General features: G+C 61.1%; 29 protein-coding genes. 23 read left to right on the top strand and 6 right to left on the bottom strand.

The genetic code is table 11. The annotated features are described in order from the left end of the window. Positions 1-72: 72 nt before the first annotated feature. The 9 genes from EQW76_RS15500 (at position 73) to rarD (ending at position 7,919) form a co-directional block, all read left to right on the top strand. Positions 73-297: a DUF2188 domain-containing protein gene (locus tag EQW76_RS15500; RefSeq protein WP_142829716.1), complete on the top strand. Its 225-nt coding sequence runs from the start codon at positions 73-75 to the stop codon at positions 295-297. Beyond that, positions 266-919: a hypothetical protein gene (locus EQW76_RS29255; RefSeq protein WP_142829718.1), complete on the top strand. Its 654-nt coding sequence runs from the start codon at positions 266-268 to the stop codon at positions 917-919. Before EQW76_RS15500 ends, EQW76_RS29255 begins: the two co-directional genes overlap by 32 nt. A gap of 231 nt (positions 920-1,150) precedes the next feature. Further along, positions 1,151-2,593, top strand: a complete 1,443-nt coding sequence (cysS, locus tag EQW76_RS15490) for a cysteine--tRNA ligase (protein ID WP_142829720.1) — start codon at positions 1,151-1,153, stop codon at positions 2,591-2,593. A gap of 307 nt (positions 2,594-2,900) precedes the next feature. Further along, complete coding sequence (locus tag EQW76_RS15485) at positions 2,901-3,386, top strand: GFA family protein (RefSeq protein WP_142829722.1); 486 nt, start codon at positions 2,901-2,903, stop codon at positions 3,384-3,386. Next, positions 3,379-3,855: a GFA family protein gene (locus tag EQW76_RS15480; RefSeq protein ID WP_142829724.1), complete on the top strand. Its 477-nt coding sequence runs from the start codon at positions 3,379-3,381 to the stop codon at positions 3,853-3,855. The genes EQW76_RS15485 and EQW76_RS15480 overlap by 8 nt, the downstream gene beginning before the upstream one ends. Beyond that, positions 3,852-4,817 carry a prolyl aminopeptidase gene (gene pip, locus EQW76_RS15475; RefSeq protein WP_142829726.1) on the top strand — a complete coding sequence of 322 codons (966 nt, stop codon included), beginning with the start codon at positions 3,852-3,854 and terminating at the stop codon, positions 4,815-4,817. Before EQW76_RS15480 ends, pip begins: the two co-directional genes overlap by 4 nt. Before the next feature lie 21 nt (positions 4,818-4,838). Continuing rightward, on the top strand, positions 4,839-5,306 hold the full coding sequence (locus EQW76_RS15470) for a GFA family protein (protein ID WP_142829727.1): 468 nt from the start codon (positions 4,839-4,841) through the stop codon (positions 5,304-5,306). Further along, a complete protein-coding gene (gene cimA, locus EQW76_RS15465) occupies positions 5,303-6,916 on the top strand; it encodes a citramalate synthase (protein ID WP_142829918.1) in 1,614 nt (537 codons plus the stop codon). The genes EQW76_RS15470 and cimA overlap by 4 nt, the downstream gene beginning before the upstream one ends. A gap of 91 nt (positions 6,917-7,007) precedes the next feature. Then, a complete protein-coding gene (rarD, locus tag EQW76_RS15460; RefSeq protein ID WP_142829729.1) occupies positions 7,008-7,919 on the top strand; it encodes an EamA family transporter RarD in 912 nt (303 codons plus the stop codon). Positions 7,920-7,932: 13 nt separating this feature from the next. On the opposite strand, the gene EQW76_RS15455 is transcribed toward rarD, so the two are convergent. Further along, complete coding sequence (locus tag EQW76_RS15455; RefSeq protein ID WP_142829731.1) at positions 7,933-8,556, bottom strand: TIGR00730 family Rossman fold protein; 624 nt, start codon at positions 8,554-8,556, stop codon at positions 7,933-7,935. Positions 8,557-8,709: 153 nt separating this feature from the next. Between EQW76_RS15455 and EQW76_RS15450 the strand changes: the two genes are divergently transcribed. From EQW76_RS15450 to EQW76_RS29390, 5 genes are all read left to right on the top strand, one after another. Next, complete coding sequence (locus EQW76_RS15450) at positions 8,710-10,773, top strand: LysM peptidoglycan-binding domain-containing protein (protein ID WP_143122965.1); 2,064 nt, start codon at positions 8,710-8,712, stop codon at positions 10,771-10,773. Between the two features lie 230 nt (positions 10,774-11,003). After that, positions 11,004-12,890 carry an ABC transporter ATP-binding protein/permease gene (locus EQW76_RS15445; protein WP_142829735.1) on the top strand — a complete coding sequence of 629 codons (1,887 nt, stop codon included), beginning with the start codon at positions 11,004-11,006 and terminating at the stop codon, positions 12,888-12,890. Positions 12,891-13,002: 112 nt separating this feature from the next. Further along, the gene (locus EQW76_RS15440; protein ID WP_142829737.1) at positions 13,003-13,701 is read left to right on the top strand and encodes a phosphatidylserine decarboxylase; all 699 of its coding nucleotides are present in this window, start codon (positions 13,003-13,005) and stop codon (positions 13,699-13,701) included. 21 nt (positions 13,702-13,722) lie between these two features. Further along, positions 13,723-14,583, top strand: coding sequence for a CDP-diacylglycerol--serine O-phosphatidyltransferase (pssA, locus tag EQW76_RS15435; RefSeq protein WP_142829739.1), 861 nt, complete (start codon positions 13,723-13,725; stop codon positions 14,581-14,583). A gap of 251 nt (positions 14,584-14,834) precedes the next feature. Beyond that, on the top strand, positions 14,835-14,975 hold the full coding sequence (locus tag EQW76_RS29390) for a hypothetical protein (RefSeq protein WP_162854772.1): 141 nt from the start codon (positions 14,835-14,837) through the stop codon (positions 14,973-14,975). On the opposite strand, the gene EQW76_RS15430 is transcribed toward EQW76_RS29390, so the two are convergent. From EQW76_RS15430 to EQW76_RS15420, 3 genes are read right to left on the bottom strand one after another with little or no spacing between them, the layout of a single operon-like run. Beyond that, positions 14,972-15,589, bottom strand: a complete 618-nt coding sequence (locus tag EQW76_RS15430) for a LysE/ArgO family amino acid transporter (RefSeq protein WP_202617158.1) — start codon at positions 15,587-15,589, stop codon at positions 14,972-14,974. The two genes, EQW76_RS29390 and EQW76_RS15430, sit on opposite strands and share 4 nt — an antisense overlap. Before the next feature lie 38 nt (positions 15,590-15,627). Continuing rightward, complete coding sequence (locus tag EQW76_RS15425) at positions 15,628-16,392, bottom strand: SOS response-associated peptidase (RefSeq protein ID WP_142829743.1); 765 nt, start codon at positions 16,390-16,392, stop codon at positions 15,628-15,630. Between the two features lie 42 nt (positions 16,393-16,434). Continuing rightward, positions 16,435-16,755 (bottom strand): YnfA family protein, encoded by a 321-nt coding sequence (locus tag EQW76_RS15420; RefSeq protein ID WP_142829920.1) that lies wholly within the window; start codon positions 16,753-16,755, stop codon positions 16,435-16,437. 133 nt (positions 16,756-16,888) lie between these two features. On the opposite strand from EQW76_RS15420, the gene EQW76_RS15415 reads away from it, so the two are divergent. The 8 genes from EQW76_RS15415 to EQW76_RS15380 all read left to right on the top strand — a co-directional run bounded on the left by EQW76_RS15415 (position 16,889) and on the right by EQW76_RS15380 (position 21,846). Further along, positions 16,889-17,305 (top strand): NUDIX domain-containing protein, encoded by a 417-nt coding sequence (locus EQW76_RS15415; RefSeq protein ID WP_142829745.1) that lies wholly within the window; start codon positions 16,889-16,891, stop codon positions 17,303-17,305. Positions 17,306-17,364: 59 nt separating this feature from the next. Beyond that, positions 17,365-17,790, top strand: coding sequence for a TIGR02301 family protein (locus EQW76_RS15410; RefSeq protein ID WP_142829922.1), 426 nt, complete (start codon positions 17,365-17,367; stop codon positions 17,788-17,790). Positions 17,791-17,900: 110 nt separating this feature from the next. Continuing rightward, positions 17,901-18,158, top strand: a complete 258-nt coding sequence (locus tag EQW76_RS15405) for a hypothetical protein (RefSeq protein ID WP_142829924.1) — start codon at positions 17,901-17,903, stop codon at positions 18,156-18,158. Positions 18,159-18,174: 16 nt separating this feature from the next. Continuing rightward, the gene (locus EQW76_RS15400; RefSeq protein WP_142829747.1) at positions 18,175-18,924 is read left to right on the top strand and encodes a hypothetical protein; all 750 of its coding nucleotides are present in this window, start codon (positions 18,175-18,177) and stop codon (positions 18,922-18,924) included. Between the two features lie 78 nt (positions 18,925-19,002). Then, on the top strand, positions 19,003-19,842 hold the full coding sequence (locus EQW76_RS15395) for a folate-binding protein YgfZ (protein ID WP_142829749.1): 840 nt from the start codon (positions 19,003-19,005) through the stop codon (positions 19,840-19,842). Further along, positions 19,839-20,459 carry an HD family hydrolase gene (locus tag EQW76_RS15390; protein WP_142829751.1) on the top strand — a complete coding sequence of 207 codons (621 nt, stop codon included), beginning with the start codon at positions 19,839-19,841 and terminating at the stop codon, positions 20,457-20,459. Before EQW76_RS15395 ends, EQW76_RS15390 begins: the two co-directional genes overlap by 4 nt. After that, entirely contained in the window at positions 20,456-20,980 is a 525-nt protein-coding gene (locus EQW76_RS15385) for a tyrosine phosphatase family protein (protein ID WP_142829752.1), read from the top strand. The genes EQW76_RS15390 and EQW76_RS15385 overlap by 4 nt, the downstream gene beginning before the upstream one ends. Before the next feature lie 59 nt (positions 20,981-21,039). Continuing rightward, entirely contained in the window at positions 21,040-21,846 is an 807-nt protein-coding gene (locus tag EQW76_RS15380) for a mechanosensitive ion channel domain-containing protein (protein WP_142829754.1), read from the top strand. 28 nt (positions 21,847-21,874) lie between these two features. On the opposite strand, the gene EQW76_RS15375 is transcribed toward EQW76_RS15380, so the two are convergent. Next, a complete protein-coding gene (locus EQW76_RS15375) occupies positions 21,875-22,081 on the bottom strand; it encodes a hypothetical protein (RefSeq protein WP_142829756.1) in 207 nt (68 codons plus the stop codon). A gap of 260 nt (positions 22,082-22,341) precedes the next feature. Further along, positions 22,342-22,677, bottom strand: coding sequence for a hypothetical protein (locus EQW76_RS15370; protein WP_142829758.1), 336 nt, complete (start codon positions 22,675-22,677; stop codon positions 22,342-22,344). A gap of 300 nt (positions 22,678-22,977) precedes the next feature. On the opposite strand from EQW76_RS15370, the gene EQW76_RS15365 reads away from it, so the two are divergent. After that, a complete protein-coding gene (locus EQW76_RS15365) occupies positions 22,978-23,631 on the top strand; it encodes an HD domain-containing protein (protein ID WP_161990955.1) in 654 nt (217 codons plus the stop codon). Positions 23,632-23,636 lie beyond the last annotated feature (5 nt).

The raw sequence follows: 23,636 nt of genomic DNA, 5'->3' as shown, positions 1-23,636 counted from the left end.
GCATTGCCGGGTATAAAGCGACATCGCTTTCACTGGCCCGACGTGGTCGACCACGGAATTGAGGATCGTGCGATGACAAGCAGAGCCCAGCATGTTGTGCCCCAAGCGGGAAAGTGGAGCGTCAGAAAGGCGGGCTCGGCGCGTTCTACAAGTGTCCACGCCACTCAAGATGAAGCTATCAAGGCCGCGACCGCAATCGCTCGAAACTACGGAACCGAACTTTACATTCACGGCGAAGACGGACGAATTCGCGAGCGGAACTCGTTTGGCGAAAACCACGCTCAATCGAAACGTTAGAATGGCGCAACCTCCGTTCGAACGCTCGGTTTTTATCAATTGTCCGTTTGACGAAGCCTTTGCGCCGATCCTCCAAGCCATTGCATTCTGCGTGGTTTTTCTCGGATTCTTTCCTCGATTGGCCCCAGAAAACCGTGACAACGCGGCAAGCCGCCTCGAAAAGATCGTTGAACTTATCAAGGGTTCCAAGTACGGAATCCATGATCTGAGCCGTTGCCAGGCTACCTCTATCGGGCAATACTCTCGCATGAATATGCCGTTCGAACTCGGAATGGATCATGCCTGCAAGCGGTTCGGAAATTCCCTGTTGTCGGAAAAGGTCATTTTGATCCTCGAACAGGAGCGCTTCGACTATCAAAAGTCGCTGTCCGACATCGCAGGCTGGGACATCCAAGCACACCAGGGCGACTTCGCAAAAGCCGTCAGGCATGCTCGAACGTGGCTCGTCGCTCAACCCTCAACGGCAAGGGTAAGCCCCTCCAAGATACTCGGCGAATATCTGGCTTTTCAGGAATGGTATTGGAAACGCGAACTCGCAGCCGGGTCGTCCGAGGAGGATATCAGGGAGTATCCGACTGTCGAAGTAATCGAGGCCATGCATGAGTGGAAGCGTCAGGCATGAGGCAATAAATCGCAAGACTACATCCGCGATGCCTCCGCTGCTCTTGACCAAAATCCCGTGTCGCGCCATAAAGCCAGCCATGAAAACAGCTATTTGCAGCATCTGCCGGAAAATTATTCGCTAGCGCACCGCTGGCCTGGCCGTTTTCGTCTCCCCATTGCGCAAAGATGAGAAACGCCCGGTCCGCCGGCCGCGACGATTTTTTTCGATCGTGCATCTGGGAGAGTGGACATGGGCGGGACGCCTGAGCTGAAATTTTACAATACCCTGACGCGCGAAAAGAGCGTGTTTGTGCCGATCGATGCCAGCAATGTGCGTCTCTATGTCTGCGGCCCGACGGTCTACGATTTCGCCCATATCGGCAACGCCCGCCCGGCTATCGTCTTCGACGTGCTGTTCCGGCTGCTCCGGCAGGTCTATGGGCCGGAGAACGTCACCTATGTGCGCAACATCACTGATGTCGACGACAAGATCAACGCCCGCGCCCTTCGCGACTATCCAGGCATGGAGCTCAATGCTGCCATCCGGCTGGTCACGGAAAAGACCGACAACCAGTACCAGAAGGATGTGATGGCGCTCGGCTGCCTCGAGCCGACCGTGCAGCCGCGCGCCACTGACAACATCGGTCAGATGATTTCGATCATCGAGGCGCTGGTGGAGAAAGGCCATGCCTATGCGGCGGCGGGCGAGGTGCTGTTCGACACGAAGTCGATGGCGGATTACGGCCAGCTGTCGAAGCGAAATCTCGACGAGCAGCAGGCCGGCGCCCGGGTCGCAGTCGATGTTCACAAGAAGAACCCCGGCGACTTCGTGCTGTGGAAACTGTCCGATGCCGACGAACCCGGCTGGGACAGCCCCTGGGGCCGTGGCCGGCCGGGCTGGCATATCGAATGCTCGGCGATGAGCCGCCGGTACCTCGGCGACGTCTTCGACATCCACGGCGGCGGCCTCGACCTGATCTTTCCGCACCATGAGAACGAGATCGCTCAGTCGCGCTGCGCCCACGGTACGTCCGTGATGGCCAATGTCTGGATGCACAACGGCTTCCTGCAGGTCGAAGGCCGCAAGATGTCGAAATCCGACGGCAACTTCGTCACCATCGCCGAGCTACTGGAAACAGACAAGCTCGGCGGACGGACATGGCAGGGCGAAGTTCTGCGGCTGGCGATGCTGATGACGCATTACCGCGAGCCGATCGACTTTTCGGTGAAGCGGCTGGAGGAAGCGGAGCACATGCTCTTTACGTGGGGAAAGACCGTTGGCAACTCGACAGCTGGCAGGCCAAGTCAGAGGTTTATCGCCGCATGGGCGAGAGACCTTGATAGTTCTGGCGCGATTGCGGAACTCCACTCGTTAAGAAAAAGTAGTCCGGCTGCCCTTCGAGCCTCCTTAGAATGGCTGGGCATCGACATCACCGCCTTTTTTGCCCAATTCCGAACTCGCAGCAGCAGTCTAATCTTTGACAACCCAAAGGTTTCTTCCCAGCATAGTTCAACAAATCTGACGGCGGCGATCAATGCGCTGGTGCAGATGCGCCTCGAACTGCTGAAGGCAAAGAATTTCGCCGATGCCGACAAGGTTCGCGACGAGCTCTCTGCCAAGGGTGTGCAGCTGAAGGACGGCAAGGACGCCGCGACAGGCGAGCGGGTGACCACTTGGGAGATCAAGCGGTGATACCTGCAGCTGCCGCGGCATACCCCCCTCTGTCACCTTCGGTGACATCTCCCCCACAAGGGGGGAGATTGGTTGGGTGCGGCGACGACGTTGTCTTTTCATTCCGCTCTCTTGATCTGAAAGAGAAGCTGCTGAAAACTCCCAGGATAGCTGGAGCGCAAGACCGTGCCGCCAGCCAATCGCCCCCCTTGTGGGGGAGATGTCACGCAGTGACAGAGGGGGGCAACGTGCCGCATACGCCCATCCCTCCAAAAATGCGCACCTCAGACGCCTTGTGCCCCACCGCTCTCTCAACGGGAGGCACGCCATGACCAACGTCACGCTTTCCGGCGGCTGCCAATGCGGTGCGGTGCGCTTCCGAGTCGAGGGATCGCTCGAGGACGTTTCGATCTGTCATTGTCGAATGTGCCAGAAGGCCTTCGGTGGCTATTACGCACCGCTGGTCTCCACTCGGAGCGCCGTACTGGAGTGGACACGTGGGACGCCGAAGCGCTTTCAGTCGTCCAATATCGTTGCTCGCGGATTTTGTGACGAATGCGGCACGCCGTTGACCTATGAAGCGCCCGATGGCATCGCTCTTGCCGCCGGCGCATTCGATAATCCTGCCGTTCTGCCACCCAAGCTGCAATATGGCACCGAGGCCAAGATTGCCTTCGTGGACCATCTTCAGGAGCTACCGGGGCACCCGACGGAGGAGGACATCGCTGCCCTGCCGTTCCTGGGGGACATCGTTTCCTACCAGCATCCCGATCACGATACGGCCACATGGCCAGCGGAGGCGAAGCATGACTGAGACCACCAGAAGCGGCGGCTGCCAATGCGGTGCGGTGCGGTTCAGGATTAGCGGCGCGCTCGGGCGACCGTCGATCTGTCATTGTCGCATGTGCCAGAAGCAGTTCGGTGGCCTGTTTTCGGCGCTGGTGACGGCACCTGAGGATGGTACCGAATGGACGCGGGGCGCGCCCAGCTATTTCCGGTCTTCGGTGAATATCGAACGCGGATTTTGCAGCGATTGCGGCACGCCGCTGACCTATCGTCATCCCGGCGGGCTGGAGATCGCCATCGGAGCCTTCGATGAGCGTGACGATCTGGCACCGCAGATCCAGGTGAACCATGACGCGCGCCTGCCCTGGGTGGAAACGATCTTCGCACAGCCGGTACATGCCGACCCCGATTTCTATGCCCGCCAGGAAGCGATCATCTCCTTCCAGCACCCCGACCACGACACAGATACCTGGCCCTCCAAAGGTTTGAACCTATGACCGAAGCCCTGCGCACCCTCTACCCCGAGATCGAACCCTACGCCTCCGGCCATCTCGATGTCGGCGACGGCCATGTCATCTACTGGGAACGGATCGGCACGCCGGGCGCCAAGCCGGCCGTCTTCCTGCACGGCGGCCCCGGCGGCACGATCTCGCCCAGCCATCGCCGCCTGTTCGATCCGGCGCTTTACGACGTGACGCTGTTCGACCAGCGCGGTTGCGGCAAGTCGACGCCGGCTGCCGATCTCAATGCCAATACCACCTGGCACCTGGTCGACGACATCGAGCGCCTGCGGCAGATGGCCGGGGCGGAGAAATGGCTGGTGTTCGGCGGCTCCTGGGGGTCGACGCTGGCACTCGCCTATGCGGAGAAGTTTCCGGAGCGCGTCAGCGAGCTGGTCGTGCGCGGCATCTATACGCTGACAAAGGCCGAGCTCGACTGGTACTACCAGTTCGGCGTCTCCGAAATGTTTCCCGACAAGTGGGAGCGTTTCGTCGCCCATATTCCGGCTGACGAGCGCCACGAGATGATGCTCGCCTATCACCGCCGCCTGACCCATGAGGACAGCCACGTGCGCCTCGCCGCCGCCAAGGCCTGGTCGATCTGGGAGGGGGAGACGATCACGCTGCTGCCGGAACCTTCCACCAGCACAGCGTTCGAGGGCGATGAATTCGCCTATGCCTTTGCGCGCATCGAGAACCATTTCTTTGTCAACGCCGGCTGGCTCGAGGAAGGCCAGCTGATCCGTGACGCGGTGCGCCTGAAGGACATTCCCGGCGTGATCGTGCACGGGCGCTATGACATGCCCTGCCCGGCAAAATATGCATGGAAGCTGCACAAGGCCTGGCCGAAGGCGGAGTTTCACCTGATCGAGGGGGCCGGACACGCCTATTCCGAACCCGGCATTCTCGACCAGCTGATCCGCGCGACTGACCGGTTTGCGGGTAAGATAGACAGCTGACCGGGCGCGAGGGAGGAAGGCATGCGAGACATTCTAACTGGCGGCTGCCAATGCGGCGCGATCCGCTTCAGGGTACTGGGGGCGATCAGCCACCAGGCGATCTGTCACTGCCGGATGTGCCAAAAGGCCGTCGGATCGATCTCGTGGCCGTTTTTCACCGTCGCCACCGACGATCTCGAGTGGTCGAGAGGCCTGCCTGCTTCTTATAGAAGTTCAGAGGCTGCGGAGCGCGGGTTCTGCTCGCGATGCGGCACTCCCCTGACGTTCAAGGCTGTTGGCAGCGATCAGATCGACATATCGATCGGCAGCCTGGATAATCCGGCCAAAGTTGAGCCGAACGGGCAGCACTGGACGAGCAGCAAGGTGCCCTGGTTCGATACGCAGCCGCATCTGCCGTCGATCTCCAGCACCGCCTCGCCCGAGGAAATTCTCAATCGACGCCCCCATCAACATCCCGATCACGATACGACCGAATGGCCATTCCCATGAAAGAGCGCATCTATCTTTTCGACACGACGCTGCGCGACGGCCAGCAGACCCCCGGCGTCGATTTCTCGGTCGAGGACAAGATCGCTATTGCGAGCCTGCTAGACGATTTCGGGCTCGACTATATCGAGGGCGGCTATCCCGGCGCCAATCCGACCGACACGGCCTTTTTCGGCCAGAAGCGCACAAAAAATGCGTCCTTCGTCGCCTTCGGCATGACCAAGCGGGCCGGCGTCTCGGCGTCCAACGACCCGGGGCTTGCGGGCCTGCTGCAGGCGAGCGGCGATGCCATCTGTTTCGTCGCCAAGAGCTGGGACTACCATGTCGAGGTCGCACTCGGGATCTCGAACGCGGAAAATCTCGACTGTATCACCGAGAGCGTCAAGGCGGCTGTCGGCGCCGGCAAGGAAGCGCTGGTCGATTGCGAACACTTCTTCGACGGCTATAAGGCCAATCCCGGTTATGCGCTGGCCTGCGCCAGGGCTGCCTACGCGGCAGGGGCCAGCTGGGTGGTTCTCTGCGACACCAATGGCGGCACGCAGCCATCGGAAATCCGCGCCATCGTCGAGGCTGTTATTGCCGAGGGCGTGCCCGGCACGGCGCTCGGCATCCATGCCCATAACGACACCGGCCAGGCGGTGGCCAATTCGCTGGCAGCCGTGGAGGCCGGTGTGCGGCAGATCCAGGGCACGCTGAACGGGCTCGGCGAGCGCTGCGGCAATGCCGATCTGGTGACGCTGATCCCGACCCTGGCGCTGAAGAGCGCCTACAACACCCGCTTCGAAACCGCCATCGACGGCGAACGGCTGATTGGGCTGACCGGTCTGTCGCATGCCTTCGACGAACTGCTGAACCGGTCGCCGAACCACCAGGCACCCTATGTCGGCGGTTCGGCCTTTGCGACCAAAGCGGGTATCCATGCCTCGGCGCTGTTGAAAGATCCGCGCACCTACGAGCACGTGCCGCCGGAAAGCGTCGGCAATTTTCGCAAGGTGATGGTCTCGGATCAGGGCGGAAAAGCAAATTTCATCAATGCGCTGAAGCGGCGCGGTATCGCCGTCTCCAAGGACGACCCGAAACTCGATCGACTGATCTCGATCGTCAAGGAACGGGAATCCTTCGGCTATGCCTATGAGGGTGCCGACGCCAGCTTCGAGCTCCTGGCCCGCCGCACACTTGGCACCATCCCCGAATTCTTCTCGATCGACGGCTTTCGGGTGATGGTCGAGCGGCGCTTCGATTCGCACGGGCGGGTGAAGACCGTCTCCGAGGCCGTGGTGCGGTTGATCATCGACGGCAAGACGATCATGTCGGTGGCGGAGGGAGACGGGCCGGTGAACGCGCTCGACCTGGCGCTGCGCCGCGATTTCGGCAAATACCAGGCCGAGATCGAGGACCTCGTGCTCGCCGACTTCAAGGTGCGTATTCTCAATGGCGGCACCGAGGCGATCACCCGGGTGCTAATCGAATCGAACGATAGCGACGGGGTGCGCTGGTGGACGGTCGGCGTATCCGAAAACATCATCGACGCCTCGTTCGAAGCACTGACGGATTCGGTCGTCTACAAGCTGATGAAGAACCGCCATATGGCCGGCAAGATCGCCGCAGAGTGAGCGCCACGAATAGGTCCGTCAAGGAAATGAATTGGTGAAGTGCGGGCGCATCGGTTAATCGGACCATAACAACAAAATATGGAAACATCCGATGGCTGCCGATGCAACTGCCACCCTGGTGAAGAACGAAGACAGTCCGCGCGGTTTTGCCTTTGCGCTGGCGGCCTATCTGTTCTGGGGAATACTGCCGCTCTACATGAAAGCGCTCGCCCATATCCCGGCAGCCGAGGTCATCGCCCATCGTATCGTCTGGTCGGTGCCGGTGGCGGGCGCCGTGCTGCTGTTCCTCGGGCGGACGGGCGACCTGAAGGGGGCGCTTAGGAGCCCTCGGACCATCGCGCTGGCCTCGATGACGGCATTGCTGGTGACGATCAACTGGGGGACCTATGTCTGGGCGATCGGCAATGGCCACTCGCTGGATGCGGCACTCGGCTATTTCATCAATCCGCTGTTCAGCATCGCGCTTGGGGCGCTGCTGCTGAAGGAGAAGATCTCGGTGCCGCAGCTGGTCGCGATCCTGCTCGCCGCTATCGCCGTAGTCATCCTCGCGGTGGATGCCGGGCGCCCACCCTGGGTGGCGCTGCTGCTGACGCTGTCATGGGGGCTGTACGCCTTTTTCCGAAAGACGCTGCCGGTCGGGCCGAACCAGGGATTTTTCCTGGAAGTGCTGCTGCTCAGCCTGCCGGCACTCGGCTACATCATCTATCTCGAAAGCATCGGCCAGGGCCATCTCTATGCTACTGGCATGAACGATACGATGTTGCTGGCCGGCTGCGGCCTCGTCACCGCCCTGCCCTTGATGATCTATGCCAACGGCGCAAAGTTGCTACGCCTATCGACGATCGGCATCCTGCAGTACATCGTGCCGACCATGGTTTTCCTGCTGGCCGTGTTCGTTTTCCATGAGCCGCTCGGCACGGCCCGCATGATTGCGTTCCCGCTGATCTGGACCGGGCTCGTGCTCTACACGTGGTCGATGCTGAAAAACAACCGCGGGCGCTGAGCCCGCCACCGGTCTACATCTTGGAAATCACGTTCTCGTCGCCGGCCCGACCGGCCTTCGTCTCGGCAGCGTGGGCGAGAACCGCGGGGACGATATCGGCGACGGAATCGATGACCATCGGCTGGACCCTGTGGGCGGTGTGGACGAAGCCCTCGCCGGTCATGTGACGGATCAGCTCCATCATCGGATCCCAGAACCCGTTGATATTGGCAAAGACCATCGGCTTTTCGTGCTGGCCGAGCTGCGCCCAGGTCATGATCTCGACGATTTCCTCAAGTGTCCCGATGCCGCCCGGTAATGCCACGAAGGCGTCCGCCCGCTCGAACATCCGGTGCTTGCGGGTGTGCATGTCGGGAGTGATGATCAACTCGTCGAGCTGGCCAAGCGAATGGCGCGTCGCTTCCATGTCGACGAGGAATTCCGGGATGATACCGGTCACCTGTCCGCCGTTGGATAGCACGCCGGAGGCAACGGCACCCATGATGCCTTTTGTACCGCCACCATAGACGAGGCGAAGGCCGCTTTCGGCAATCGCCTTGCCCAGCGCACGGCCAGCTTCCATGTGGGCAGGGTCACGTCCGGGGCGGGAGCCGCAATAGACGCAGATGGATTGAATTGGCAAAGATTCTTGATTCATGCCTGCAAACAACAATGCAGCAGATGCCCAGTCAAGAAATTTAACGGAAAACCTGTGCCTCATTCCCCGGAAATAGCTGAGCAAGCTTGTAAAAGCAGCGGAAATCGTTAGCAATTTTTATAACTGCGACGACGATGCCGCCTGGAGACCTTGATGATGAAGAACCGCGCCGGATTGCTGGCCTTGTTGGTGCTGGTAATTGCGACCATCCTGATGGTCTTCTTCGTGCTGCCGCGCATCGGCAGCGACAAGAAGCCGATCGGTGATGCCATCAACCAGGCAAGCTCGCAGGTGGGCAACATCATTGCCGACAACACCGCGAAACCGGCGGATACTCCGGCGAAGACGGCAGATGCGACGCCGCCCGCTGCAGATGGAGCCGCCAAGTCGGCCGCACCGGCAACGGCACCTTCGCCGGCACCCGTTGACATCGCCGTCATGATCGGCGCCCTCAAGGACAAGGCCACCACCTCGCTTGCCGAGCTGAAGGCGCTGTTTGCCGATGGCAAGGGCCCGACAGAGGATGTGTTCGATGCCGCAAAGACCAAGACAATCAATAGCCTGCAAGCAATCGTCGATGTCGCGAAACCCGACAATGCAGATCCGGCGACCGCAACTCTGATCGACAAGTCGCATCAGGGGGCAAACAAGGCCTTGGCCGTCATAAAGGCGCTTCCGGAAAACATCGCCGACGCCGTTGCCGCAATCGACCGCGCACGCGCGGTGCTGCTCGGCGATCCCACACCGCTGGCGCAGGCGCCAGCAGCGCCCATCAAGCCGGCCTTCGACGTTTTGCGCGTCGAACCCGATGGCTCGACCGTCATCGCCGGCCGTGCCGCGCCAGGCACCAAGCTCGACATAATCGACGGCGACAAGGTGATCAACTCGACCGAAGTCGGGCCGGGAGGCGATTTCGCTGCCGTGCTCGACAGTCCACTTCCCGCCGGCGACCACGAGATCACCCTGAAATCGACTGGCAAGGACGGTACATCCGTCGTCTCCGAGGAGACTGCAACCGTATCCATTCCCAAGGATGGGTCTTCGCAACTGCTGGCGATGGTCACCAAGCCCGGCGAGGCAAGCCGCATCATGACCGCTCCGGAAGCCAAGCAGCCGCGTGTCACGGCACCGGCCACCAAGTCGGCGGCGACGCCGGCTCCTTCGGCAGCGCCTGATGCCCTCACCTCACCTGCAACGGCGCAGGCCGATCCTGCCGCAACGGCAGCCGATGCCGGCACACCATCGGCGACCACCGATCATGCAGGACTGGTCATCAGCGCTGTCGAGGTCGAGAACGACCATCTGTTCGTCGCCGGAGCCACGCGCGCCAACCTCAAGGTTCGCGCCTACGCCGACGAAAAGCAGATCGGCGAGAGCACGGCCGGCGGCGACGGCCATTTCGTCATCGACGGCGCCATGCCATTGGCGGTCGGCGATCACAAGATCCGCGTCGATGGCCTGGATGCCAACGGCAAGGTCATCGTGCGCACGGCAGTCAATTTCAACCGTCCGGAAGGAAGCCAGCTGACAGTTGCCGCCCAGTCGCCGGCCGCCGCCGCCGTTAACCCGGCCCCTGCCGGAGCGCTCGACGAGGGGCAGCTCGGCAAGCTGCGCAGCGATCTCGGGCGCGCCTTTGCGCTGCTCAAGGGCCTTTTCCAGGGTGGCCAGATGCCGGGCAACGAACAGCTCGCCGCAGCCCGCTCCGGCACGGAGTTCGCCCTGAAGGGGCTACGCGATTTCCGCCCCGCCATCGATGCCAGTGCGGCCCTGAAACAGGCATCGTCCATTGCATCCGACGGCGCTGGCAAGGCACTTGCCCTGCTGGAGCCGCTGCCGCGCGATCCCGTGGCAGTCGGTGCGGTAATCGCCCGTCTCGACCAGCTGATCTCGCCGCTGCTGAAACCTGCAGCAGGATCGGTCGCTGCAGCACCTGCTCCGGCCGCCGGAACAGATACTTCCGGCGTCAAAACCTACGAACAGGCACCGCTTGCCGTCAACAAGAATGCCGTCATCATCCGCCAGGGCGATACGCTCTGGCAGATCTCCAGGCGAACCTATGGACTGGGTGTGCGGTACACCACGATCTATCTTGCCAACGAGGACAAGATCCACAACCCCGACCGCATCCTGCCTGGCCAGGTGTTCGGGCTGCCAAAAGACGCCTTGCCGAATTCGGAAGAGCTGCATCGCCAGCGTATGTCGGGCAAGCATCTCTAGGCTGATCGCCTTGGTTTTGCGTCGGGAATGGGCCGGGTAGAATTTTCGCCCGCTCCTTCGCGTTAAAGTGATCATAAAACTTTTCGAACGGCTATCGAATAGTATATGCGTGCGCCGGATGCCCCGGCCGGCATGGCTTGTGAAGCCATGCAGACCAGCGGCATTTTTACACCGCGTGATCGACCGGATCTGACCGGCACTCCAGATCCCCGGTGATGCGGGAGAGTTGCATGGCAGACGGCAAGAAGACGATTTCGGCGGATGCCAGCAATCCGTTCCGCACCATCCTCAATCTGTGGCCCTACATGTGGCCAGCCGGCCGCACCGATCTCAAGATGCGCGTCGTCTGGGCTTCGGTCTTCCTGCTGATCTCCAAGTTCGTGCTCCTGCTCGTCCCCTATTTCTTCAAGTGGTCGATAGACGCGCTGAACGGCAAGATGGACCTGAACGGCATCGTACCGAACTTCATGATGGGCGCCGTTGCCCTCGTCATTGCCTATAATGTCACCCGGCTGATCCAGCTCGCCCTCAACCAGTTGCGTGACGCGCTGTTTGCCAGCGTCGGCCAGCATGCCGTGCGCCAGCTGGCGTTCCGCACCTTCGTGCACATGCACCAGCTGTCGCTGCGGTTTCACCTGGAGCGCAAGACCGGCGGCCTTTCGCGCGTCATCGAGCGCGGCACCAAGGGCATCGAGACCATCGTCCGCTTCACGATCCTCAACACGGTTCCGACCTTTGTCGAATTCCTGCTGACGGCGGCGATCTTCTGGTGGGGCTACGGATTTTCCTACCTCGCCATAACAGCCGTCACCGTCACCATCTACATCTGGTTCACGGTGAGGGCCAGCGACTGGCGCATCTCGATCCGCCGCACGATGAACGACAGCGACACAGACGCCAACACCAAGGCCATCGATTCGCTGCTGAACTTCGAAACTGTCAAATATTTCGGCAACGAGGAGATGGAGGCGAAGCGCTTCGACAAGTCGATGGCGCGTTACGAGAAGGCCGCGACCGACGTCTGGACGTCGCTCGGCTGGCTCAATTTCGGCCAAGGCGTGATCTTCGGTCTTGGCACCACCGTCATGCTGATCTTCTCGGCCTTCGCCGTACTCAACCACACGCAGACGGTCGGCGATTTCGTCTTCGTCAACTCGATGCTGCTGCAGCTCTCCGTGCCGCTCAATTTCATCGGTTTCGTCTACCGCGAAATTCGCCAGGGTCTGACCGACATCGAGGAGATGTTCGATCTGCTCGAGGTTCAGGCCGAGGTCACCGACGCGCCTGGGGCTACCGAACTGACGATCCACCAAGGCGCCATTGCCTTCAACAACGTGCATTTTGCTTATGATGCGGCGCGACCGATCCTCAAGGGCATCTCCTTCGAGGTGCCGGCGGGCAAGACCGTGGCGGTGGTCGGGCCCTCCGGCGCCGGCAAGTCGACGCTGTCGCGGCTGCTGTACCGTTTCTACGACGTCCAGAGCGGCACAATCACCATCGACGGCCAGGATGTGCGCAGCGTCACCCAAAAAAGCCTGCGCAAGGCAATCGGCATGGTGCCGCAGGACACGGTGCTTTTCAACGACACGATTGCCTACAACATCCGCTACGGCCGCCCGGACGCCGACGACGCTGCTGTTCTGGCTGCTGCCGAAGTGGCGCAGATCGGCCATTTCATCGACCAGCTGCCCGATGGCTTCGAGACCAAGGTCGGCGAACGCGGCCTGAAGCTCTCCGGCGGCGAGAAGCAGCGCGTGGCCATTGCCCGCACCATTCTCAAGGCGCCGCCGGTGCTGATCCTCGACGAGGCGACCTCGGCGCTCGACACGACCACCGAACAAGAAATCCAGGCTGCGCTCGACGTCGTCTCGAAGAACCGCACGACGCTGGTCATCGCCCACCGGCTGTCGACCGTCATCGGCGCCGACGAGATCATCGTCCTGAAGAGCGGCGAGATTGCCGAGCGCGGCACCCATGCCGGCCTGCTGGAGCAGAATGGCCTCTACGCCTCCATGTGGAACCGCCAGCGCGAAGCGACCCAGGCGGAAGAGCATCTGAAGCAGGTTCGCGAGAGCGACGACCTCGGCGTCGTCGTGCGTCTCTCTCCGGCGACCTGATCAGCAGCCAGCCGCCAGCGCGATCAGCTGGGGGCGGCGGTCGCGGCGGCATTGCTTGCCGCCCGTTTTGCCTGTAGTCAGCGTCAGGGCTAACAACGGAAGGCCGCCATCGATGAGCTTGTACAACACCATCCGCAATACGATCGTCCCTGTTCACAAGGAGGGCTACGTCTTCGTTGCCGCTTTCTTCGTGGCATCGCTGGTCCTCGGGTGGTTTTTCAAGCCGCTATTCTGGATCGGCCTGATCCTGACACTCTGGTGCGCCTACTTCTTTCGCGATCCGGAGCGGTTGACGCCGCAGGATGAGGACCTCGTGATCTCGCCGGCTGACGGCAAGGTATCGAGCGTTGTGATGATCACGCCGCCGGCCGAGTTGAACCTTGGTGTCGAGCCGATGCTGCGCATCTCGATCTTCATGAATGTCTTCAACTGCCATGTGAACCGCGCGCCGATGCGGGGTCGCATCAGCAACATCGCCTATCGCAAGGGCAACTTCCTCAACGCCGAACTCGACAAGGCCAGCGACGAGAACGAGCGCAACGGCATGGTCATCGATACGGTGCGCGGCCAGATCGGCGTCGTGCAGATTGCCGGCTTCGTGGCGCGTCGTATCCTCTGCTTCGCCCAGCCAAACGAGCCTATCGAGGCTGGCGAGCGCATCGGCCTCATTCGTTTTGGCTCACGCCTCGACGTGTTCCTGCCGGCCGGATTTTCGCCACGTGTGACCCTTGGTCAGACGGCCATTGCCGGCGAAACCGTCATTGCCGAATTCGGGTCGCTGAAAGGCCCGACCACCAGCCGACGCGATTAAGCGTCACCGGGAGATCGCGACATGAAGACGCCATTTCCTCAGCTGGAACCGCTCGGCGAAAACGAAGAAGCACGCGGCCCGCGCCTGCGGGAGATCCCGCTGCGGCTTATGGTGCCCAACCTCATTACCGTGCTGGCGATCTGCGCCGGCCTGACCGGGGTGCGGCTCGCCTTCGAGGAGCGCTTCGAACTGTCTGTCGCGATGGTTCTGGTTGCAGCGTTTCTCGACGGAGTCGACGGCCGGGTTGCGCGGATGATGCGGGCGACGTCCAAATTCGGTGCGCAGATGGATTCGCTCGCCGATATCGTCAACTTCGGCGTGGCGCCGGCTCTTGTGCTTTATGTCTACGTGCTGAACCAGGCCCATTCTCTCGGCTGGATCGCGGCCCTCATCTATGCAATCGCTGCCGGGCTTCGGCTGGCGCGCTTCAATGTCATGGCCGAACGCGAAAACAAGGCCCCGTGGCAATCCGAATACTTCGTCGGCGTTCCCGCACCGGCGGGTGCGATGCTGGTGCTCGCACCCGTCTATCTCGGCTTCCTCGGCATCATGCCCGACAAGACATTCGGCTACATTGCCTCAGCCTATACCGTCATCATCGGCTTCCTCCTGGTGAGCCGCCTGCCCGTCTGGTCGGGCAAGAGCGAAGGCAGCCGTATCCGCCGCGACTTGGTGCTTCCGATCATGCTCGGAGTCGTCGTCTATGTGGCACTGCTGATGAGCTACACCTGGGAGGTGATGGTGGTAACCGTGGCCGGCTACCTCCTGTCTCTACCGCTTGGCGCCCGCTCCTGGCAGCGCAAATATGGCACCTACACCATCAACGGCCCCGCAGACCCCGATGTCGATGACGCCAACGACGATATCGGCCGGCATATCTGACACCTCCAGCTGACAGCATCGGCGCCTCTCTCGCGATGCCGCCTGAAGATACTGACGGCTGCTCAGCCTGTCCGGCGGCCCGCATTGGCGTGCCATCTCCCTCCTCATTGATCCGGCATTCGCGAATCAGGCCTCGCGTCAGGCTCGCGGATTATGCTGCACGTTCACAAAAGCTGATCGGCACCGCCTCCGATTCGTCACGATTGGCCGTGAAAGAGAAAGCATTACAACCACCTGGGAAGGAGATCCTAATGAGCACCGTCAACACAAGTACGACACAACCGGCCAAGACAGACCTCGCATCACTCTACCGCCCGATCGGCCTCAAGGCCGTGACTGCCGCCCATCTGATGCTGAAGGGCAAGTCTGCCACCTCCAAGAAGATCGCCTAAGCGCCGGCATAGAATTTATAGAGCAGGCTGAGGGCAAGCAGGCTCATCACGACACCGATGATTGCATCGAGGACCCGCCAGGCGGCGGGTTTGGCAAAGACCGGCTGTAGCAAACGCGCGCCATAGCCCAGCCCGAAGAACCAGACGAACGAAGCCGCAGCAGCACCTGCGCCATAGGCGAACCTCGCCGTTCCCTCATAGGCAGCCGACAGGCTGCCCAGCAGCAGCACCGTATCCAGATAGACGTGCGGATTGAGAAAGGTGAATGCCAGGCAGGTCGCAATCGCTGCCGGTAGCGTCAACCCGTTGCCACCGGCGGCGCGCATCGCCTGCGGCCGCCATGCACGGCGAAAGGCCAGCACGCCATAGGTGCCCAGGAACACGGCGCCACCGATGGTAACGAAGGCTATCAGCCGCGGCGACTGGGCCACTACGGTCCCTAACCCTGCCACGCCGGCGGCGATGAGCACCGCGTCGGACAGCGCGCAGATCAGGCAAAGCACGAAGACATGCGACCGCAACAGCCCCTGGCGCAGGATGAAGGCGTTCTGGGACCCGATAGCGATGATCAGCGAGGCACCGAGCAGAGCGCCGGAGAAAGCGGCAGAGAGAATTGGCATGGGGGGATTTCCACAGCAGAAGTAGAGGTACGTCAGAACAGGCGCAGCTGGTCGTCTCCCGGGTCATGTTTGCGCGCCGGCTTCAGGCGCGGCTGCACTTCTATCGGTATCTGCAACTCCGGGCCCATGTTGGAGACCTTGTTGACGAGATCGGAGACAGCGATGGCCTCGAACAGGTCTTCGTCGGCCGGCACCATCAGCTCTGCGACCTCGCGCGCCTCCTGCGTCCGGCAATCCAGCCATCGCGCGAAATCCTCAGGCTTGATGACGACAGGCATGCGGTCATGGATCGGCGAAATCGTTTGGTTGGCGGCCGTGGTCAGGATGGCACCGGTATCGATTTCGGAGCCATCGGCAGACGACCAGGTTTCCATCAATCCGGCAAAGACCACGACGCCACCATCGCGCGGGCGTATCCAGTAGGGTTGCGACTTCTCACCACTCTCCTTGTCGGGCCTGTGCCACTCATAAAAGCCGGAGGCGGGTATCAGCACGCGGCGATGGCGCATGGCGGCACGGAACGACGCCTTTTCGATTGCCGATTCGGCACGGGCATTGAGCAGCAGGGGAAAAGCCTTGGGATCCTTGACCCAGGAGGGCGTCAGCCCCCAGCGCACGAGCAGGGCTCGACGATCCGGCAGGTTGCTGCCGGCATCCTGGCGTTCGCCGGAAACGACAACGAGGATCGGCTGTGTCGGCGCAATATTGAAGCGCGCGGGAAAGCTCTCGAGTTCAAGGAGCCCGAGCAATTCCCGCACCTCTTCAGGCGTCGCTTTCAACGCAAATCGGCCGCACATGAGATCTGTCTTGCATTCACCACAGGTCCGGTCAAGGCCACGCTAGCCGCGCGGGCCAAACAGGATTAGCGACGTTCCCGCCAGGCAAACCACGGCACCGGAAATATCCCACCGGTCAGGCGCCCGGCCCTCGACCAGCCAGAGCCACAGCACCGACGCAACGATGTATATGCCACCGTAGGCAGCAAACGTGCGACCGGCCGCCTCGCTCGGCACGAATGTCAAAAGCCAGGCAAATATCGCCAGCGACAGCATGCCGGGAGCCAGCCACCAGACCGGCGTGCCCAGCCGCATCCAGCCCCAGAAGGCAAAGCAGCCGGCAATCTCCGCCAGCGCTGCCAATGCGTAAAGCCCGTACGTGATCATTCGCAACCCATGCCGCCAATTATCTTTTGGCTTAGGATATGGCATTGCTGCGAAGGTGTCGTCAAAGCTAGATGAATAATCTGCGGCATGCGATGTTGAGAGCAATTGCGTCAACAGTTCAGGGTGCCCCATGACCCCAACCCCACAGCCTGCATCCTCCGCGATCCTGGAGCGCGACGGACGGTTTTTGCTCGTGCTGCGCCGCAATCCTCCGTCCAAGGACATGTATGCCTTTCCGGGCGGGCGGGCGGAGGCCGGCGAGACACCGGCCGAGACGGCTTTGCGCGAGTTCGAGGAGGAGACCGGTATTGCCGTCAGCAATCCCCGGCCCTTTGCGACCTACGATCTTCGCCATCCTGGCAAGGACGGCAGCGCGGACAGCCACTTCATTTTGTCCGTATTTCTGGTAGGCGCCGACGAGGATGCGGTAGCCACTGCCGCCGACGATGCGGCTGAGGTCGGCTGGTTCACGCTCGACGAGATCAGGGCACTGCCGGTGCCACAGAGCGTTCTCGAATGCGTCGAGAAGCTGTCGCAAACGCATTAATTGCGGGAGAAGCGGCCAGACCACTTGCTCGCACCCTCCGCAGCCTGTCAACTGGCACGATGATTCCCCGGCCTGTCATCGTCATCTCGCTGTTGCTATCGCTGTGCGCCATCCAGGCTGAGGCGGCGTCGCCCAAGGCAGAGCCTGTACCGGATCCGCCGCCGGCAGATGCGGGGACCCCGGCGCCCTACGACGATAAGCTACTTCGGCTGGGTGAAATTCTGGGCTCGGTGACCTATCTCCGTCACCTGTGTGCGCCAACAGAGCCGCAAGATTGGCGCGAAGCCATGCAAAAACTGTTGGACACGGAGACGAAGAACGAGCCGAAAAGGAAGGAACGAATGACCGCTGCATTCAACCGTGGCTATAGATCTTTCGCTTCCGTCTATACGGATTGCACGCCACAGGCTATGACCGCCGAACAGCAGTACCGTAACGAAGGTGCAACACTCGCTGGCGAAATAACTGCGCGGTTCGGAAATTGACGCTTTATTAACCTCTTTCCATAGCGACCCGTGTCGTTTTAGGAAAAGGCTGTTAAACTTGTTAACCGGGCAGTAAGTACACCGGGCGTTCTCGAGGATTAAAGAAAATGATGGAACCAAGCCTCAACGACATCGACGACATGATCGTCCATGAGAAGATGCAGGCGGCTCTGGAATATCAGAACGAAGCCTGGGCGGACGGTGTAGCCGACGGTATCGAACCGGAAATCATTGCCGGCGCTGCCATCGCCCATGCCTTGCGCGAAACCATACGCCTTCAGGGCGAACAGGGTGCCGAGGCCTTGCTCGAATCGCTCCGTGAACGCATGTTGTCGGGCGAGTTTTCGCCGATCCGTTCCCTGCAATAACCTCAAGAGATATTTTATGCCGCGTGCCATGGGCGATGTTCTGCGACAGTCTGTCACTTCAGTGATGGCTGCGACGCTTCTGGCAACAAGCGCCATGTCGGCCACACCCGCCTTTGCATTTTCGCTCCTTAACGATGCTGTGAAGCAAGCTCCTGCTGCACCACGCGAGAAGCCCGTCCTGCAGGCATTGGAAGCACCCAGCAAGGGCATCCCCATGCCTGACCCGCTGGTGAACAGCCAGGCCGCGCCGAGCACAGGCGACAGTGCGCCAGCGAGCGGCACTCCAACCAAATCTGTCGAATTCCTCTTTGATATCAACAAGGCGCCTGATGCGGTGCGGAAATTGCGCGAGGCCATCGTCGAGGCCGCTGCCTCCGGCGATCCGGAACGCCTGCGCCCGCTGATGAATGTCGGCGGCGGTCTTAACCAGACGCAGGTAACGGCTGACGATCCGGGCGAAGACCCGATCAAGTCCCTTCACGACCTCTCCGGCGACAAGGACGGTATCGAGGTGATGTCGATCCTTCTCGACCTACTATCGACCGGCTTTGCCCATGTCGGCCAGGGGACGCCAAATGAAATGTATGTCTGGCCGTACTTCGCCGAAAAAGACATCAAGACACTGACGGCGCCGGAAAAGGTCGACCTGATGCGGATCGTCACGGCTGGCGACTACTCCGACATGCTGGAATTCGGTGGCTACAATTTCTACCGGGTCGGAATCACGCCTGACGGCAAGTGGAAGTTCTTCTCGGCCAGCGAATAGCCTGCCAGCGGCGGGAACTTGCGATCGTCTCCCGTCATGCCTATTTCCAGGCCTCATCACAAACGTGACGGATTGCCCATGCCAGCCGTATTTCTCAATGATCGCTCGCTGCTGCGCATCACCGGCGCAGATGCCGAATCATTCCTGCAAAACCTGATCACGACGGATCTCGGCGCCCTTGCTGCAGGCGAAGCGCGTCCGGGAGCACTGCTGACACCGCAGGGCAAAATCATGTTCGACTTCATGATCTGGCGCGACGGCGACGGCTTTGTCGTCGAGACGGACAGCGTCCAGGGCGAAGCGTTGCTGAAGCGGCTTTCGATGTACCGACTTCGGGCGGCGGTCGAGATTACGGCTTCCGACGAGCAGGGCGTGACCGTCAGCTGGGGCGACGATGACAACAGCGGATATGCCGACAGCCGCTTTGCCAAGGCGGGCATTGCACTTCACCGCGTTCCCGGCGCCCAGGGTGACGGTCCCGTTGCCATTTACGACGCTGCGCGGATTGCAGCGGGCGTTCCCTCCTCCGGTATCGACTTTTCGCTGCAGGACGCCTTTCCCCATGATGTGCTGATGGATCTGAACGGCGGACTCTCCTTCCGGAAGGGCTGCTATGTCGGCCAGGAAGTGGTGTCGCGCATGCAGCATCGCGGCACCGCCCGCAAGCGGCTGGTGCTGGTCTCGGCTGATGCCGATCTTCCGGAAACTGGAACGCCTCTTCTTGCCGGCGGGAAGCCGATCGGCACGTTGGGCTCCGTCTCCGCCAATAGAGGCTTAGCCATCGTCCGCATCGACAGGGCGGGAGAGGCCATGGCGACCGACACACCGATCCTTGCTGGCGAACTGCCGGTCTCATTGGCCCTGCCCGCGTGGTCCGGGCTTTCATTCCCAAGCAAGGCCGACGAGGCAACGGCGTGACATCGGCGAAAGAACCGCGTGCGTGGCAGCGTATGCTGTCGGGGCGTCGCCTCGATTTGCTCGATCCCTCGCCGCTCGATGTCGAAATCGGAGATATTGCCCACGGGCTGGCGCGCGTCGCCCGCTGGAACGGCCAGACGTCCGGCAGCAACGCATTTTCGGTCGCACAGCATTGTCTCGTCGTCGAGGATATTCTGCGGCGGATCGTGCCGAGTACAGCTGATGACCTGCTGGTGGCCCTGCTGCACGACGCGCCGGAATATGTCATCGGCGACATGATTTCGCCGTTCAAAGCGGTGGTCGGTGGCGGCTACAAGGCCGTGGAAAAGCGGCTCGAAGCCGCCATCCACCTGCGCTTCGGCCTGCCCGCCCATCCGTCGCGCTTGCTCAAGGACAATATCAAGAAGGCGGATGCCATCGCCGCCTATTTCGAAGCGACCGTTCTTGCCGGTTTCACACCTGTCGAGGCGAGGAAATTCTTCGGCCAGCCGCGCGACATCGTCCAGGAGATGCTGCCGATCGATCCCCTGCCCGCCATAGAGGCGCAAGCGCTGTTCCTCGCCCGGTTTGAGGCGCTGGAGGCGGAGAGACGCAGAGCTGCGGGTTCCGCACGATGAGCGCCATCGTCGTTTCACCGCTGGAGCGCATTGCCGAGATGGCTGTGCGCCACTCAGCCCGCGAGATGATAAGCCTGATGGCCGAACAGCACAGCTTTCACCGGCCCGCCGTCATCTCGGCCGACCGCCATTTGCTGCTCGGCATGAACGACATCACTTTTGCCGGCAATGACAAGCTGGTCGCACCGCAGGAAGCCCATGTCGAGCAGATCATCGCCTTTGCGCGAAGCTGGGACCGCTCCGCCCCGTTGCTGATCCACTGCTGGATGGGTGTTTCCCGTTCGCCGGCAGCAGCGCTGATCGCAGCACTGGCAATCGATCCCGATGTAGACGATGGCGCCCTCGTCGCTCGCCTTCGCCGCGCATCACCGCAGGCAACGCCGAATTCAAGACTGGTGGCGTTTGGCGATCAATTGCTGGGACGGCAGGGCAGACTGGTCGCAGCGGTCAAGGCTGCCGGGCGTGGCGCGGAAAGCGATGGCAACATGCCTTTCGTCTTGCCGCTCGACCCGGCTGGTTGACCGGGCCGGCAATTGCTCCATCTACCGCCCGACATTGCAGAAAAGGCTGGTCTATCATCATGGAAAATCAGGCAGCGAACCTTATCGTCGCTACACGGACTGCGTTGACGCAGGCGAGTGCGCTGGCCGTTCAATATACGTTTTCGATCATGGGAGCGCTCATCCTGCTGATCTCCGGCTGGGTCCTGGCCGGCTTCGTCAGCCGCTGGGCATTCGCAGGGATTTCCCGCGTCCACGGCATCGATGAAACACTGGCGCGCTTTTTCACCAATGTGCTTTATTATGGCTTGCTCATCCTGGTGTTCGTCACCGTGCTCGGCCAGTTCGGCGTGCAGACGGCATCGATCATCGCCACTCTCGGGGCTGCGGGGCTCGCCGTCGGGCTGGCGCTGCAGGGTACGCTTCAGAATATAGCTGCTGGCATCATGCTGCTGGTGCTGCGGCCATTTCGGGTCGGCGAGTATATCGAGACGGGAAGCGTCACCGGCACGGTCAAGGAAATCGGGCTGTTCGCCACGGAGCTAAGGACGGCGGAAGGCCTTTACCGACTGGCCCCGAATTCGACGCTCTGGAACACGCCGATCACCAATTTCAGCCGCGAGCCCAGCCGCAAGCACAAGATCACCATCGGCGTCAGTTCGAAAGGCGACATCGATGCGGTGCTGGCGACGCTGATGGAGATAGCGGAAAGCGATCCCAACGTGGAGAAAACGCCTGCGCCGACTGCCTATGTCAACAGCCTCGGCGGAACGATCAGTGTGACTTTGCAATACTGGGTCAGCACCGGCGGCTGGAGCACCACGACCCGCGAAATGATGCGCAAGACCAAGGCGTCACTCGATGCCAGGGAGATCGAGATTTCCTGATGCTCGCTTGTCGCGATCGGGACGCAAACTACACGGCGCTATTGACGGGTAAAGAACGGCCGAACTCATAGGGTGCGGCCGGGTCCGTGTAGGCAGACATTTCGGCCTGCATCTCGGCTAGATAGTCTTCGAGCGCGTCGTGCCTGACCCTGCTCCCGATCTCCGTGCCGGGCGCAGAAGCGGCCTGCGGTCCAAGAATGTGTATTCCTTGCGGAAACTGAACTGTTTTCAACATTGCCGTGGTCTCCGTAGCGGAAATAAATGGGCCGTCCCTTCGGCGCATTGGCGCACGTCGGTTCGGTTGCGGCGTATGAAGAGCCTTCGCAATCACAACTGCTCAAGACGGGTGGAGCTGGACAACCAGGCGATCATCGCTGGCGTGTAAATCAGGCCAGCGATGTCTGCCGGCTATAAAAGGTGTAGGTGGACGCAGATCGAAATCGTTAAACGAAGGGAGACGCCCGCCAGTCGCGGCGGCAACGTCGAAAAAGCGGGTCAGGCAGCCATGTCATCCAAGGCATACTGGCCGTAGGTGTTGCGGTAGATGTCGGTGGGCTGTGCATCGCTTTCGGGATCTGCGTCCGCGGTGCCGCCCAGCAGGGGCGCGCCATTTCCATCGCTCGGAATCTGCATCAGCTTTGCGACCAGGCTGACAAGCGCGCTGCTGCTGGTGCTGACGCTCGGCTGCTCGTCGACATTGGTTGCCATGATGCCGGGACGCTGATCTGCGGCAATCTCTTCACGGCTCAGAAGCCCGTCGCCATTGGCATCGAGGCGAAGAAGCGTTCCACGGTAGGGATAGGAAGATGTTGATACTGATACATGGGACATAGGGAACCTCCTAGGGAAGGTGCCGCCTCATGCGACGTCGGTTAGACGCAGTACAATTTAAATAATTTCTTAATAAGTAAACCGATTTGCGCTCCGGGTCAAAACAAAAAGTTAATGGTCATTAACCATAGTGATTTCTACCTGAACGACCCTACTAACGTGATTCGGCAATCTGAGGCAGGCGAGATCACGATTGCGAACCATGGCGCCGTGGATCACGGCTATCGTCTCCCACCCCCGACCAGCTAGGATCGGGCCTGGTCCAATCGGGCCGATTCTCCACAAACGATCGGAACGGCGATGCGTGATACCCTGCTGTCGGAAGCCTTTTCTCCTTTCGGTGCACTGGCATCCTCCCTCGTGGCCCATGCAACGGATAGCGACGATGGCTCCCATGACATCGCTCATATCCTGCGGGTGTTCAAAAACGCCATGCATATCCGCTCAGTAGATGGTGGCGACGGACGTATCCTGACCGCGGCCGTGTTGCTGCACGATTGCATTTCGGTCGAGAAAGATTCGCCGCTGCGTCATCAGGCTTCCGCGCTTGCGGCAGACAAGGCGTCAGGCATCCTTGCGGGCATGGGGTGGGTGCCCGACGACATCGCTGCAGTGGCGCACGCCATCACCACCCACAGCTTTTCCGCCAACCTGCCGCCGCAGACGTTGGAGGCGAGAATATTGCAGGATGCCGACCGGCTCGATGCGATCGGGATGGTGGGCGCTGCCCGGTGCTTCTACATCGCCGGGCGACTTGGCTCCGGTCTTTACGATCCGCTCGATCCGTTGGCTATCCAGCGACCGCTCGACGACAAGCGCTTTGCAATTGACCATTTCGAGACAAAGCTGTTCAAACTTGCGGACCAGTTCCAGACGAAGACGGGCGCGGCCATAGCCAAGACGCGGCATGAACGTCTGAAAACCGTGCTTTCCATGTTAATCGATGAAATCTGAGAGGC

The organism is Rhizobium sp. rho-13.1 (assembly GCF_007000305.1).
GTDB classification, from domain to species: domain Bacteria; phylum Pseudomonadota; class Alphaproteobacteria; order Rhizobiales; family Rhizobiaceae; genus Rhizobium; species Rhizobium rhododendri.
The sequence above is the reverse complement of the archived record's forward strand: the minus strand, read 5'-3'. Positions and strand labels throughout refer to the sequence as shown.

Excerpts from the sequence above, each read along its gene's own strand:
- EQW76_RS15500 (WP_142829716.1), top strand. The coding sequence starts at position 73 with ATGACAAGCAGAGCCCAGCATGTTGTGCCCCAAGCGGGAAAGTGGAGC.
- cysS (WP_142829720.1), top strand. The coding sequence starts at position 1,151 with ATGGGCGGGACGCCTGAGCTGAAATTTTACAATACCCTGACGCGCGAA.
- EQW76_RS15485 (WP_142829722.1), top strand. The coding sequence starts at position 2,901 with ATGACCAACGTCACGCTTTCCGGCGGCTGCCAATGCGGTGCGGTGCGC.
- EQW76_RS15480 (WP_142829724.1), top strand. The coding sequence starts at position 3,379 with ATGACTGAGACCACCAGAAGCGGCGGCTGCCAATGCGGTGCGGTGCGG.
- pip (WP_142829726.1), top strand. The coding sequence starts at position 3,852 with ATGACCGAAGCCCTGCGCACCCTCTACCCCGAGATCGAACCCTACGCC.
- EQW76_RS15470 (WP_142829727.1), top strand. The coding sequence starts at position 4,839 with ATGCGAGACATTCTAACTGGCGGCTGCCAATGCGGCGCGATCCGCTTC.
- cimA (WP_142829918.1), top strand. The coding sequence starts at position 5,303 with ATGAAAGAGCGCATCTATCTTTTCGACACGACGCTGCGCGACGGCCAG.
- rarD (WP_142829729.1), top strand. The coding sequence starts at position 7,008 with ATGGCTGCCGATGCAACTGCCACCCTGGTGAAGAACGAAGACAGTCCG.
- EQW76_RS15455 (WP_142829731.1), bottom strand. The coding sequence starts at position 8,556 with ATGAATCAAGAATCTTTGCCAATTCAATCCATCTGCGTCTATTGCGGC.
- EQW76_RS15450 (WP_143122965.1), top strand. The coding sequence starts at position 8,710 with ATGATGAAGAACCGCGCCGGATTGCTGGCCTTGTTGGTGCTGGTAATT.
- EQW76_RS15445 (WP_142829735.1), top strand. The coding sequence starts at position 11,004 with ATGGCAGACGGCAAGAAGACGATTTCGGCGGATGCCAGCAATCCGTTC.
- EQW76_RS15440 (WP_142829737.1), top strand. The coding sequence starts at position 13,003 with ATGAGCTTGTACAACACCATCCGCAATACGATCGTCCCTGTTCACAAG.
- pssA (WP_142829739.1), top strand. The coding sequence starts at position 13,723 with ATGAAGACGCCATTTCCTCAGCTGGAACCGCTCGGCGAAAACGAAGAA.
- EQW76_RS29390 (WP_162854772.1), top strand. The coding sequence starts at position 14,835 with ATGAGCACCGTCAACACAAGTACGACACAACCGGCCAAGACAGACCTC.
- EQW76_RS15425 (WP_142829743.1), bottom strand. The coding sequence starts at position 16,392 with ATGTGCGGCCGATTTGCGTTGAAAGCGACGCCTGAAGAGGTGCGGGAA.
- EQW76_RS15415 (WP_142829745.1), top strand. The coding sequence starts at position 16,889 with ATGACCCCAACCCCACAGCCTGCATCCTCCGCGATCCTGGAGCGCGAC.
- EQW76_RS15410 (WP_142829922.1), top strand. The coding sequence starts at position 17,365 with ATGATTCCCCGGCCTGTCATCGTCATCTCGCTGTTGCTATCGCTGTGC.
- EQW76_RS15405 (WP_142829924.1), top strand. The coding sequence starts at position 17,901 with ATGGAACCAAGCCTCAACGACATCGACGACATGATCGTCCATGAGAAG.
- EQW76_RS15400 (WP_142829747.1), top strand. The coding sequence starts at position 18,175 with ATGCCGCGTGCCATGGGCGATGTTCTGCGACAGTCTGTCACTTCAGTG.
- EQW76_RS15395 (WP_142829749.1), top strand. The coding sequence starts at position 19,003 with ATGCCAGCCGTATTTCTCAATGATCGCTCGCTGCTGCGCATCACCGGC.
- EQW76_RS15385 (WP_142829752.1), top strand. The coding sequence starts at position 20,456 with ATGAGCGCCATCGTCGTTTCACCGCTGGAGCGCATTGCCGAGATGGCT.
- EQW76_RS15380 (WP_142829754.1), top strand. The coding sequence starts at position 21,040 with ATGGAAAATCAGGCAGCGAACCTTATCGTCGCTACACGGACTGCGTTG.
- EQW76_RS15375 (WP_142829756.1), bottom strand. The coding sequence starts at position 22,081 with ATGTTGAAAACAGTTCAGTTTCCGCAAGGAATACACATTCTTGGACCG.
- EQW76_RS15370 (WP_142829758.1), bottom strand. The coding sequence starts at position 22,677 with ATGTCCCATGTATCAGTATCAACATCTTCCTATCCCTACCGTGGAACG.
- EQW76_RS15365 (WP_161990955.1), top strand. The coding sequence starts at position 22,978 with ATGCGTGATACCCTGCTGTCGGAAGCCTTTTCTCCTTTCGGTGCACTG.